Origin of the sequence: Phenylobacterium sp. 58.2.17 (genome assembly GCF_026411515.1) — a bacterium.
Taxonomy (GTDB): Bacteria; Pseudomonadota; Alphaproteobacteria; order Caulobacterales; family Caulobacteraceae; genus Phenylobacterium.
On sequence record NZ_JAPMTQ010000070.1, the window covers coordinates 1 to 11,387 of the forward strand.

Annotated in this window: 10 protein-coding genes; 9 read left to right on the forward strand and 1 reads right to left on the reverse strand. The window is 67.9% G+C overall.

The genetic code is table 11. From position 1 onward, the window contains the following. The 9 genes from infB to OUA97_RS22270 all read left to right on the forward strand — a co-directional run. Positions 1 to 2,068, forward strand: a 2,068-nt coding sequence (infB, locus tag OUA97_RS22230) for a translation initiation factor IF-2 (protein ID WP_267234273.1), incomplete at its 5' end; no start/stop codon positions are given. Between the two features lie 112 nt (positions 2,069 to 2,180). After that, complete coding sequence (locus OUA97_RS22235) at positions 2,181 to 2,723, forward strand: lipocalin family protein (protein WP_267234274.1); 543 nt, start codon at positions 2,181 to 2,183, stop codon at positions 2,721 to 2,723. Beyond that, complete coding sequence (locus tag OUA97_RS22240; RefSeq protein ID WP_267234275.1) at positions 2,723 to 3,232, forward strand: DUF2939 domain-containing protein; 510 nt, start codon at positions 2,723 to 2,725, stop codon at positions 3,230 to 3,232. The genes OUA97_RS22235 and OUA97_RS22240 overlap by 1 nt, the downstream gene beginning before the upstream one ends. Positions 3,233 to 3,273: 41 nt before the next feature. Further along, positions 3,274 to 4,071: a dienelactone hydrolase family protein gene (locus OUA97_RS22245; RefSeq protein ID WP_267234276.1), complete on the forward strand. Its 798-nt coding sequence runs from the start codon at positions 3,274 to 3,276 to the stop codon at positions 4,069 to 4,071. A gap of 86 nt (positions 4,072 to 4,157) precedes the next feature. Then, positions 4,158 to 4,595, forward strand: coding sequence for a 30S ribosome-binding factor RbfA (gene rbfA / locus OUA97_RS22250; RefSeq protein WP_267234277.1), 438 nt, complete (start codon positions 4,158 to 4,160; stop codon positions 4,593 to 4,595). After that, a complete protein-coding gene (gene truB, locus OUA97_RS22255; RefSeq protein ID WP_267234278.1) occupies positions 4,595 to 5,539 on the forward strand; it encodes a tRNA pseudouridine(55) synthase TruB in 945 nt (314 codons plus the stop codon). The genes rbfA and truB overlap by 1 nt, the downstream gene beginning before the upstream one ends. Positions 5,540 to 5,542: 3 nt before the next feature. Next, a complete protein-coding gene (gene rpsO / locus OUA97_RS22260; protein ID WP_267234279.1) occupies positions 5,543 to 5,812 on the forward strand; it encodes a 30S ribosomal protein S15 in 270 nt (89 codons plus the stop codon). 246 nt (positions 5,813 to 6,058) lie between these two features. Next, a complete protein-coding gene (gene pnp / locus OUA97_RS22265; protein ID WP_267234280.1) occupies positions 6,059 to 8,200 on the forward strand; it encodes a polyribonucleotide nucleotidyltransferase in 2,142 nt (713 codons plus the stop codon). Between the two features lie 88 nt (positions 8,201 to 8,288). After that, entirely contained in the window at positions 8,289 to 8,888 is a 600-nt protein-coding gene (locus tag OUA97_RS22270; protein WP_267234281.1) for an SOS response-associated peptidase family protein, read from the forward strand. A gap of 4 nt (positions 8,889 to 8,892) precedes the next feature. Here the strand turns inward: OUA97_RS22270 and OUA97_RS22275 are convergent, their stop codons facing one another. Further along, the gene (locus OUA97_RS22275) at positions 8,893 to 11,211 is read right to left on the reverse strand and encodes a hybrid sensor histidine kinase/response regulator (protein WP_267234282.1); all 2,319 of its coding nucleotides are present in this window, start codon (positions 11,209 to 11,211) and stop codon (positions 8,893 to 8,895) included. Between the last annotated feature and the right edge of the window lie 176 nt (positions 11,212 to 11,387).

Below are 11,387 nucleotides of genomic sequence, written 5' to 3' on the forward strand. Positions count from 1 at the left end.
GAACGCTCCGCCCGCAACGCCTGAAATCCAGCGCGCCACCCGCCAGGCCCCGCGGCCCGGCGAGGCCGGCCGCCGGCCCGACGACGACGAGGACACCCGCCGCAAGGCCGCGGCGAACGCCCCGAACAAGGCGATCAGCCGTGTGAAGGGCGCCGCCCAGCGTCGCGAAGGCCGTCTGACCATCCAGGCCGTCGCCGGTGACGACGAGGGCGCTGTCGAACGGATGCGTTCGCTGGCCTCGGTCCGCCGGGCGCGCGAACGTGAACGCGAGAAGCGCAAGGGCGGCAGCCAGGAGCAGGCCCGCGCGGCCCGTGAAGTGGTCATCCCCGACGTCATCACCGTGGCGGAACTCGCCAACCGGATGGCGACCCGCGGCGTCGAGATCATCAAGTTCCTGATGCGTCAGGGCGTGATGCTGAAGATCAACGACGTCATCGACAACGACACCGCCGAGCTGGTGGCCACCGAATTCGGCCACACCGTGAAGCGCGTCTCGGAAGCCGACGTCGAAGAAGGCTTCATCGGCGAAGAGGATATCGACGACAACCTGGTTCCGCGGCCCCCGGTCGTGGCTGTCATGGGCCACGTCGACCACGGCAAGACCTCGCTGCTGGACGCCCTGCGCTCGGCCGACGTCGCCGGCGGCGAGCATGGCGGCATCACCCAGCACATCGGCGCCTATCAGGTGCGTCTGGCCGACGGCCAGGCCGTGACCTTCCTCGACACGCCCGGCCACGCCGCCTTCTCGGCGATGCGCGCCCGCGGCGCTGACGTGACCGACATCGTGGTGCTGGTCGTGGCCGCCGACGACGGCGTCATGCCGCAGACGGCCGAAGCCATCCAGCACGCCAAGGCGGCCGGCGCGCCGATCATCGTGGCGATCAACAAGATCGATAAGCCCGACGCCAATCCACAGCGGGTGATCAACGAGCTGCTGCAGCACGAGATCGTGGTCGAAAGCCTCGGTGGCGACACCCAGGTGATCGAAGTCTCGGCCCTGAAGAAGACCGGCCTGGAGAACCTCATCGAGGCGATCCTGGTGCAGGCCGAGATGATGGACCTGAAGGCCAACCCGGACCGCACCGCGGACGGCACGGTCATCGAGGCCAAGCTCGATCGCGGTCGCGGCGCGGTTTCGACCGTGCTGGTCAAGCGCGGCACCCTGAAGCGCGGCGACATCGTCGTGGCCGGGGCCAATTTCGGCCGCGTCCGCGCCCTGCTCAACGAACGCGACGAGCAACTCGACTCGGCTGGTCCGTCCGTGCCGGTGGAGATCCTCGGCCTGGACGGCACGCCCAGCCCGGGCGAGCCCTTCGCGGTCGTGGAGAACGAGGCCCGCGCCCGCGAGCTGACCGAGTACCGGACCCGTGTGAAGCGCGAGAAGGCCGGTTCGCCGGTCGCTGGCGGCGTCACCATGGCCGACTTCATGGCCAAGCTTCAGGACAAGAAGATCTCGGAGCTGCCGGTCATCATCAAGGCGGACGTGCAGGGTTCGGCCGAAGCCATCGTGGGCTCGCTGGACAAGCTGGCCACCGACGAGGTCCGTGCGCGGATCATCCTGCAGGGCGCCGGCGCGATCAGCGAAAGCGACGTCATGCTGGCCAAGGGTTCGGGCGCGCCGATCATCGGCTTCAACGTCCGCGCCTCGAAGCAGGCCCAGACCCTGGCCGAACGTGAAGGCGTCGAGATCCGCTACTACGCGATCATCTACGACCTGATCGACGACATCAAAGGCGTGCTCTCGGGCATGCTGGCGCCGGAGCAACGCGAAACCTTCCTGGGCAACGCGCGCGTCCTGCAGGTGTTCGACATCACCAAGGTCGGCCGGGTCGCCGGTTGCCGGGTCACCGAGGGCGTGGTTCGCCGCGGCGCTCGCGTCCGGATCATCCGCGAGGACATCGTCGTCCTCGAACTCGGCACGCTCAAGACCCTCAAGCGCTTCAAGGACGAAGTCACCGAGGTCGGGTCCGGCGTCGAGTGCGGGATGTTCTTCGAGGGCTTCCAGGATATCAAGGAAGGCGACGTCATCGAGTGCTTCAACCTCGAAGAGGTCGCGCGCAGCCTCTAGGCCGCTCGGCATCCAAGTCATCAGGCCCCCGGGAAACCGGGGGCCTTTTGCGTTTCGGAGCCAATCGGCGCGGTGGGCATTCCCCCAGGCGGAGCGCAACCCAGGAGGCGTCATGCGTCCATGTCTCGCCACCGCCCTCGGGGCGCTGGTCATCGCGGCCTGCGCCGTTGGGCCGGTCGGCAACCGCGATGTCCCGGAACCGGCCAAGCCCGTCGAGATGAGCCGCTATCTCGGCCGCTGGTACGAGTTCGCCCGTTACGAGAACAGCTTCGAGCGCGGCTGCGAGGCGGTCACCGCCGAATACGCCGCCCTGCCTGACGGCGAGGTGTCGGTGAAGAACACCTGCCGCGAGGCTTCGGTCCGCGGCCCGATCAAGGTGTCGGAAGGCAAGGCCCGGCCGGCCGGTGATCGCCTGGGCGCGAAGTTCAAGGTGTCATTCTTCGGCCCAGCTTTGCTGACCAACTACTGGGTGCTCGACCGCGGCGAAAACTACGATTGGGCGATCGTCGGCGAGGGCTCGGGCCGATTCCTCTGGCTGCTGACACGTGAGCCGCGGCCGTCGCAAGCCGAACGCATCGCGCTGTTGGCGCGGACGGAGGCCCTGGGATACGACACCGACATGCTGCGCTACACCCAACATATGGCGACCCCCTGATGAGAGTTCTGATCCTGGCGCTGGCCGCGCTTGTCCTTTCGGGCTGCGCCACCGCCCAACGCTATGACGCCGCCGCCGACGTGCACGCGCTGCTGGTTTCGATCCGCGACAACGACAAGGCCGCCTTCGAGGCGCATGTCGACCGCCCGGCGCTGAAACGCCAGATCGAGGGCCGGATGATGGCGGAGGCGCGCAAGTCCGGCGCGAACGACGGGCTGGCCGCCCTGGGGGCGCTGATCGCCCCGACCCTGGCCGACCTCGCCGGCGAGGCGTTGATCCAGCCGAACGTGTTCCGCTCGGTCGCAGCCTACTACGGCTATGACGCGGCCCAGCCGCTGCCCGGTCCCATGGTGATCGGCGGTCAGCTTAAAGCTGTTGGCGAAGGGCAGGTCTGCGTGCCGCGCAAGAAGGACGGGCCTTGCCTGCTGACCTTCACCGAGCAGCAGGGGACCTGGCGGCTGTCGGGCTTCGAGGGCGATCTTTCGATGCTGCGCACCAAGGCTCGATAGGGCTAAGCTCCCCTCGCCGAACGGCGTTAGGGGAGGGTGCGATGGGCTACGAAGCGGCGCTGGCGCAGTACGAGAAGTTCGCATTCGACGACGGGCGCTGGACCCGCAACGTCTACAAGCGCGGCTCGGGGCCGGCTGTGATCGTCATCCACGAGATGCCAGGCCTGCATCCGCTGGTCATCCGCTTCGCGGACCGCATCGCCGCGGCCGGCATGACCGCCTACTGCCCGCACCTGTTCGGCGAGCCGGGCCGCCCGGCCAGTCACCCGCTCGGGGCCCTGACCATGCTCGGCGGCATCTGCATCCGGCGCGAGTTCAACGTCTGGGCCGCCGACAAGTCGAGCCCGATCGTCGAATGGCTGAAGGCGCTGTCGCGCAAGGCCCACGCCGAATGCGGCGGCAGGGGCGTCGGCGCCGTCGGCATGTGCTTCACCGGCGGCTTCGCCTTGGCGATGATGACCGAGCCATCGGTCGTCGCCCCCGTGCTGTCGCAGCCCTCGTTGCCGCTGGGCGCCAGCAAGCCGCAGCGGGCCGCCGGGATCGGCGCCTCGCCGGCCGAGGTCTCCTGCGCGCGCAAGCGGTTCGAAGAGGAGGGGCTGTCGATGATCGGCCTGCGTTTCTACGGCGACCCGTTCGTGCCGGACGCGCGGTTCGACACCTACCGGCGTGAGTTCGGGGACAAGTTCGAGGCGATCGAGATCGACCCCAAGGACGCCGCGCCCGGCGGCCTGAAGCATCCCCATTCGGTGCTGACCATCAATCTGGCCGAAGACGGTCCGACCAAGGAAGCCGAACGCCGGGTCCTTGCGTTCTTCCGAGAGCGGACCGGCGCGGGCTAGACTTCTTGACCTCGCGCGCCTAGAAGCGCGCCCTTCTCCTGAGCCGCCGCGTCCGATCCGCGCGCCAGGTCGTTAGAGGCAAGTCCATGAAACGCTCTTCCCCCAAGGGTCGCGCCGCCCCGGCGGGCCCGTCCCAGCGCCAGCTTCGCGCCGGCGAACTGATGCGCCACGCCCTGGTCGAGATCCTCCGCGAAGAGGACTTCAACGACGAGGCCCTCACCGGCGTGTCGGTCACGGTTACTGAAGTGCGGATGAGCCCCGACCTGCGCCATGCGGTCTGCTTCATCGAACCGCTGGGCGGCGAGCACGCCGACGATGTGGTCAAGGCGCTGAACCGCCACGCCAAGTTCCTGCGCGGTCGGCTGGGCCGGTCGATCGACATGAAATTCACGCCGGACCTGAAGTTCCTGCACGACGAGAGCTTCGACGAGGCCGCCCGCATCGGCCGGCTGTTCGACGATCCGCGTGTGGCCCAGGACCTGACGCCGCAGCCGCCGTCGGATTCCTGGAAGGATGAAGACTGATGGCGCGCCGCAAGAAGGGCGATGCGATCTCGGGCTGGGTCAATCTGGACAAGCCCTACGACTTCGGTTCGACCCAGGCGGTCGGGCGAGTACGGCGGATTTTCAACGCCCAGAAGGCCGGTCACGCCGGAACCCTCGATCCTCTCGCCACCGGCATCCTGCCGATCGCGCTGGGCGAGGCGACCAAGACCGTCTCGTTCCTGATGGATGCGGACAAGGCCTACCGCTTCACCATCGAATGGGGGCGGACGACCGCCAGCTTCGACCGCGAGGGCGCGACAACCGCGACCTCTGATGTGCGCCCGACCCCTGAGCAGGTGGCGGCCGTGCTGCCGGAGTTCATCGGCGACATCCTGCAGGTCCCGCCCGCCTTCTCGGCGGTGAAGGTCGACGGCGAGCGCGCCTACGATCTGGCTCGCGCCGGCGAGACGGTGGAGCTGAAGGCGCGCGAGATCTCCATCTACAGCGCCCGGGTGATCGACGCCCCCGACGCCGACCACGTCGAGATCGCTGTCGAATGCGGCAAGGGCACCTATGTCCGCGCCATCGTCCGCGACATCGCCGAACGGCTGGGGGCCTGCGCCCATGTCAGCGCGCTGCGCCGCACCCGCGTCGGCCCGTTCGACGAAGACTCCGCGATAACGCTGGAATTGTTGGAAGATTTGGGCCATAAGGCCCGCTGCTTGGAGGCATTGCTTCCGGTCGAGACCGCCCTGGACGACATCCCGGAGCTGGCCGTGACCACCGAAGACGCCTTCAAGCTGAAGCAGGGACGGCCGATCGTTCTCGTTCCCCGACAGGTCGAAGCGCTGAAGGCCCGGCTAAGCCCCGGGGCCCGAACCGTTTCAGCTATGGAGGGCGGATCGATCGTGGCGCTCTGCGAGATGCGTGCGGGCAAGCTCGAGCCCTCGCGGGTCTTTCATCTGGAAAAGAGCGGAGACTAACCGATGTCGATCACGCTTGAGCGTAAAGCTGAGCTCATCAAGACCCACGGCCGCACCGAAGGCGACACCGGCAGCGCCGAGGTCCAGGTGGCTATTCTCTCGGAACGGATTTCGAACCTGACCGAGCACTTCAAGACCCACAAGAAAGACAACCACTCGCGTCGCGGCCTGCTGAAGCTGGTCTCCGCGCGTCGTTCGCTGCTCGACCACCTGAAGAAGTCCGACGAGGGCCGCTATCAGGCGCTGATCGAAAAGCTGGGCCTGCGCCGCTAAGGACCGAGAGGTCAGCCCCCGGGAAACCGGGGGCTTTGCGTATCAGGTCAACACTACTGCGCCGCTTCCTTCGCGACAGGCCGAAGGGAACAAAGCGGCGATCCGGGCGGTCCAAGTCAGGGGCGCCCGCTACACGCCGAGGGTTCCACAGCAATCCTCATCGCCTGATCGTCTGGAGAGGATTTCGGAACCCCGACCCTGTCCGCCCCCGTTGGGAATACGCCCGCGGGATGAGAAAGAAGCGAAATGTTCGATATCAAACGCAAGACCATCGAGTGGGGCGGCAAGACGCTGACCCTCGAAACCGGCCGCATGGCCCGCCAGGCCGACGGCTCGGTGCTGGCCACCTACGGCGAGACCATGGTGCTGGCCACCGCCGTCTTCGCCAAGAGCGCCAAGCCGGGTCAGGACTTCTTCCCCCTGACCGTCAACTACCAGGAAAAGTTTTACGCCGCGGGCAAGATCCCCGGCTCCTTCCCCCGTCGCGAAGGCGCGCCGAGCCAGAAGGAAACCCTCACCTCGCGCCTGATCGACCGTCCGATCCGCCCGCTGTTCGCCAAGGGCTTCAAGAACGAAGTCCAGGTCGTCACCACCGTGCTGGCGCATGACCTTGAGAACGACCCGGACGTCGTCGCCATGGTCGCCGCCTCGGCCGCCCTGGTGATCTCCGGCGCCCCGTTCATGGGCCCGATCGGCGCCGCCCGCGTCGGCTACATCAACGGCGAGTACGTCCTCAACCCGACCCTCGACGAGATGAAAGAGTCGGCCATGGACCTGGTCGTCGCTTCGACCAGCGACGCGGTCATGATGGTCGAGTCGGAAATCCAGGAGCTCAGCGAAGATGAGGTCCTGAAGGGCGTCATGTTCGCCCACAACGGCATCCAACCGGTGATCGACGCGATCATCGAACTGGCCGAGCACTCCGCCAAGGAGCCCTTCGAGTTCACCCCGGACGACACCGACGCCATCAAGGCCGACGTGAAGAAGCTGATCGGCAAGGATCTGGCCGCGGCCTACAAGATCGTCGCCAAGGGCCAGCGTCACGACGCCGTCTCGGCCGCGAAGGCCAAGGCGACCGAGAAGTTCGGCAAGTCCGACGCCAACCCGACCGGCGTCGACCCGGCCAAGCTGGGCGGCGTGTTCAAGGAGCTGGAAGCCGACGTCGTCCGTCGCAACATCCTGGACACCGGCATCCGCATCGACGGTCGCACCGTCGACAAGGTCCGCCAGATCGTCTCGGAAGTCGGCGTGCTGCCGCGCGCTCACGGCTCGGCCCTGTTCACCCGTGGCGAAACCCAGGCCCTGGTGGTCGCCACCCTGGGCACCGGCGACGACGAGCAGCTGATCGACGCGCTTGAAGGCAAGTACTACGAGAAGTTCATGCTGCACTATAACTTCCCGCCGTTCTCGGTCGGGGAGACGGGCCGCATGGGCGCTCCGGGCCGCCGCGAAGTCGGCCACGGCAAGCTGGCCTGGCGCGCGATCCGCCCGATGCTGCCGAAGAACGAGGACTTCCCCTACACGATCCGCCTGGTCTCCGAGATCCTGGAGTCCAACGGTTCGTCGTCGATGGCCTCGGTCTGCGGCTCGTCGCTGGCGCTGATGGACGCGGGCGTTCCGCTGAAGAAGCCGGTCTCCGGCATCGCCATGGGCCTGATCCTGGAATCGGACGGCTTCGCGGTCCTGTCGGACATCCTGGGTGACGAAGATCACCTGGGCGACATGGACTTCAAGGTCGCCGGCACCGAGGACGGCATCACCTCGCTGCAGATGGACATCAAGATCGCCGGCATCACCGAAGCGATCATGAAGCAGGCGCTGGAGCAGGCGAAGGGTGGCCGCAAGCACATCCTCGACGAAATGGCCAAGGCCATGGAAGCCCCGCGCGCCGAGCTGGGCGAGTTCGCCCCGAAGATCGAAACCATGAAGATCGCGGTCGACAAGATTCGTGAAGTCATCGGTTCGGGCGGCAAGGTCATCCGCGAAATCGTGGAAAAGACCGGCGCCAAGGTCGACATCGGCGACGACGGCACCATCAAGATCGCGGCTGCCGAGCAGGCCAAGATCGATGCGGCCCGCGAGTGGATCAAGTCGATCGCTTCGGAGCCGGAAATCGGCGCCATCTACACTGGCAAGGTCGTGAAGATCGTCGACTTCGGCGCCTTCGTGAACTTCTTCGGCGCCAAGGACGGCCTGGTGCACGTCTCGCAGATCTCCAGCGACCGCGTCGCCAAGGTCTCGGACGTGCTGCAGGAAGGCCAATCCGTGAAGGTCAAGCTCCTGGGCTTCGACGATCGCGGCAAGACCCGCCTCAGCATGAAGATCGTCGACCAAGAAACCGGCGAAGACCTGTCCAAGAAGGACGAGTCGGCCGCCGAAGAAGCCTAAGGCTTCCAAGTCGGAACAAAATCGGGAAGGGCGGTCGCGGCGACGCGGCCGCCCTTTTCGTTTGTCGCTGGGGCGCTAGGCTGGCGGCATGTGCAACGAATTCCAGCGCCACAAGCTGCTCAAGGACGCCATCGAGGAGTTCGATCGCCGCGGCCTGCCGTTGTTCCGATGGAAGGACGGCATGATCCCCAACATGCTGGACGCCCAGCCGACGATCCGCATCCGTGACAGCGCCTTCGTCGTCCGTGGAACGGGCGAGGGCCTGGAGGGGGCGATGATGACCTGGGCCTGGCCGGGCCCGCGTGGCGCGCCGGTGTTCAACTTCCGCTCGGAGGGCCGCGATTTCTCGCGCAGCGACCGGGTGCTGGTGCTCGCCGACGGGTTCATCGAGTACACAACCCCCGCCGCCCCCGTGAAGCTCAAGGACCGCCACCTGTTCACCATGGCCGGCGAGTCCTGGTTCTGGATCGCCGGGATCGTCAAGGAGGGCTGCTTCAGCCTGTTGACCACCGCGCCAGGTCCCGACGTCGCGCCCTATCACGACCGCCAGATCGTCACCTTGGCGCCGGACCAGGGCATGACCTGGCTCAATCTCTCGCAGCCGGAGCAAGCGATCCTGCGGCCCTCGCCAGCGGGAGCCTTCCAGGTCCGCACGCTGCGCAAGGACGGCGTCGTTCAGGCCGGCTAAGGTCTCAGACGCTCACTGGTCCGCGTTCCAACGCCTCGCGGACGGCCATGCCCAATTGCTCGGCGCGGAACGGCTTGCGCAGCAGCGGCCAGGTCATGGCTTCGGCCCCCTCGCCGAGTCGCTCGCCGGCATAGCCGCTGGTCAGCACGATCGGCAGCCGGGCGTCACGGGCGCGTGCGGCCCGCGCCAATTCTACGCCGCTCATGCCGCCCGGCATGACGATGTCAGAGATCAGCAGGTCGAAGCGTTCGCCCGCCTGCAGACGGCCCAGCGCAGTCGGGCCGTCCGGAGCGCCCTCCACCCGACAGCCGAAATCGGTCAGCAGGCTCTCGGTCACCGCTCGCACGGCGGCGTCGTCCTCGACCAGCAGCACCCGGGCGCCCCGCGCCCATTCGCCCTCGTCGGGCGTCGCCGGGGCTGGCTGGCTGGCGGCCTCGGCCGCCGCGGCCGGCAGGTAGAGCGTGACCGTGGTGCCAAAGCCGATGGAAGACGAGATCGCCGCGGCCCCGCCGACCTGCTTGATGAAGCCGTAGACCTGGGCGAGCCCAAGCCCGGTGCCCTTGCCCACGTCCTTGGTGGTGAAGAACGGCTCGAACGCCCGGGCGAGGATCTCCGGGGTCATGCCCGCGCCATTGTCCGAGACGGCCACTGTCACATAGTCGCCGGCCGCGGCCCCCGCGACCTCGCCATCGGCCAGTCGCCGCTGCTGCAGGGCGATCTCGATGTCGCCGCCGCGCAGCGGCGCGGCGTCGGCGGCGTTGACCACCAGGTTGAGCAGCGCAGCCTCGAACTGGGCCGGGTCAAGCCGGCTCCAGCCGACCGGGCCGTCCTGGCGGATGGTCAGGTTCACGTCCTCGCCGATCGCACGACGCACCAGCGGCTCGATCTGCTCGATCAGCCCGGGCACGTCGACGAGTTCGAGCTTCAGTTCCTGCCGGCGTGAGAACGCCATCAGCTGGCGGACCAACTGCTCGCCCCGCCGCCCGGCGGCCAGCGCCGCCTCGGCCAACCGGGTGACCCGCGAGCGGTCGTCCGGGTGCTGCAGGATCATGTCCAGCCCGCCGATCACCACCGTGAGCAGGTTGTTGAAATCGTGCGCGACGCCGCCAGTCAGCCGCCCTACGGTCTCCAGTCGCTGGGCCTGGGCCAGGGCCGCCTCGGTCTCGGCGCGCTCGGCCAGGCTGCGCTCCAGTTCGCGAGAGCGGACCGCGACCCGCTCCTCCAGTTCGGCGCGGGCCTGCACGACCTCGGTGATGTCGCTGCTGGTGCCGAACCAGCGGGTGACGCGACCATCCTCGCCGCGGACGGCCGAGGCGCGGGCGCCCATCCAGCGCCAAACCCCGTCATGCCGCCGCAACCGGTACTCGACGTCGTAGGGCAGGCCGCCGTTCACCGCCTGGACCCAGGCCTGAGCGACGGCGTCGCGGTCCTCTGGATGGATCGAGTCCTGCCAGCCGGTGTCGAATTGGCGTTCGGCGGGGATGCCGGTGAATTCTATCCATTGCGGGCTGAGATAGTCGCAATAGCCGTCGCCACGGGTCGACCAGATCAATTGCGGCAGGCTGTCGAGCAGAGCGCGGACCCGCGCCTCGCCGGTGCGCAGGGCCTGCTCCGACTGGCGCTGGGCGGTCACGTCGCGGAACGTGACCGCCAGCCCCCCGGGCAGCCGCACGCCGCTCGAGGCGATGAACACTGCGCGCCCGCCGACGATGCGACGCACCTCGGTGTCGTCTGAGCCGCCCGTTTGGTAGAGGGCCGTCATGCGCTCGACCATCATCCGTCCGTTGTCGTCAGGCAGGACGTCCAGGATCCGCCGGCCCCTCATGCCGCGGCCGTCCGCCAGGGCCATCTTCTCGGCGGCCCGGTTGGCGTAGGTGCAGTGGAAGTCGATGATCTGTCCGTTCTCGCGCACCGGCTCGACGATGACGAAGCCGTCGCGGGCTTGTTCCTGGAAGATGCGGAAACGTTCTTCGGCCTCCACGCCGCGCAGGACCGCAATGCGGATCGCGCGGCCGATCAGCACGGTCGTGGCCGCGGTGATGATGAAGATCGCCGTGAACAGGCCCTGCTGCGCGTCGAGCCACAGGCCCGCCACCAGCAAGGCGCTGACCAGCGTCGCGGCCAGTCCGCCGCGCGCGCCGGCCACCAGGGTGGCGAACAGCACGGCGGGATAAAAGGTCATGTAGTTGGGGGGATCGGCCATTACCGCGCCGCAGGCGACGCGCAACAGGGCGGCGCCGACGACGGCGCCGAGCGCCGCTCCATAAGCGATGACGGGGCGCTCCATAGCGGTGGCGAACCGCTGCGCCCATCGACCCATCATGGCGCTTTCTAAGCCCCCCACGAAGTTCCGGGCGATACGGAACGCCTAAAAGACCGCGAGGTAAAGCGTCACTGAAAAGTCACGAGGGCCGCCGGGTCGGGCGGCCCTCGCCGGGCTGCTTAGCGGGGGGGGGGGGGGGGGGGGGGGGGGGGGGGGGGGGGGGGGGGGGGGGGGGG

What these genes read in the sequence shown, in the direction of transcription:
- pnp (WP_267234280.1), top strand. Translation starts at nt 6,059, where the DNA reads ATGTTCGATATCAAACGCAAGACCATCGAGTGGGGCGGCAAGACGCTG.
- OUA97_RS22235 (WP_267234274.1), top strand. Translation starts at nt 2,181, where the DNA reads ATGCGTCCATGTCTCGCCACCGCCCTCGGGGCGCTGGTCATCGCGGCC.
- OUA97_RS22275 (WP_267234282.1), bottom strand. Translation starts at nt 11,211, where the DNA reads ATGATGGGTCGATGGGCGCAGCGGTTCGCCACCGCTATGGAGCGCCCC.
- truB (WP_267234278.1), top strand. Translation starts at nt 4,595, where the DNA reads ATGGCGCGCCGCAAGAAGGGCGATGCGATCTCGGGCTGGGTCAATCTG.
- rbfA (WP_267234277.1), top strand. Translation starts at nt 4,158, where the DNA reads ATGAAACGCTCTTCCCCCAAGGGTCGCGCCGCCCCGGCGGGCCCGTCC.
- rpsO (WP_267234279.1), top strand. Translation starts at nt 5,543, where the DNA reads ATGTCGATCACGCTTGAGCGTAAAGCTGAGCTCATCAAGACCCACGGC.
- OUA97_RS22240 (WP_267234275.1), top strand. Translation starts at nt 2,723, where the DNA reads ATGAGAGTTCTGATCCTGGCGCTGGCCGCGCTTGTCCTTTCGGGCTGC.
- OUA97_RS22245 (WP_267234276.1), top strand. Translation starts at nt 3,274, where the DNA reads ATGGGCTACGAAGCGGCGCTGGCGCAGTACGAGAAGTTCGCATTCGAC.
- OUA97_RS22270 (WP_267234281.1), top strand. Translation starts at nt 8,289, where the DNA reads ATGTGCAACGAATTCCAGCGCCACAAGCTGCTCAAGGACGCCATCGAG.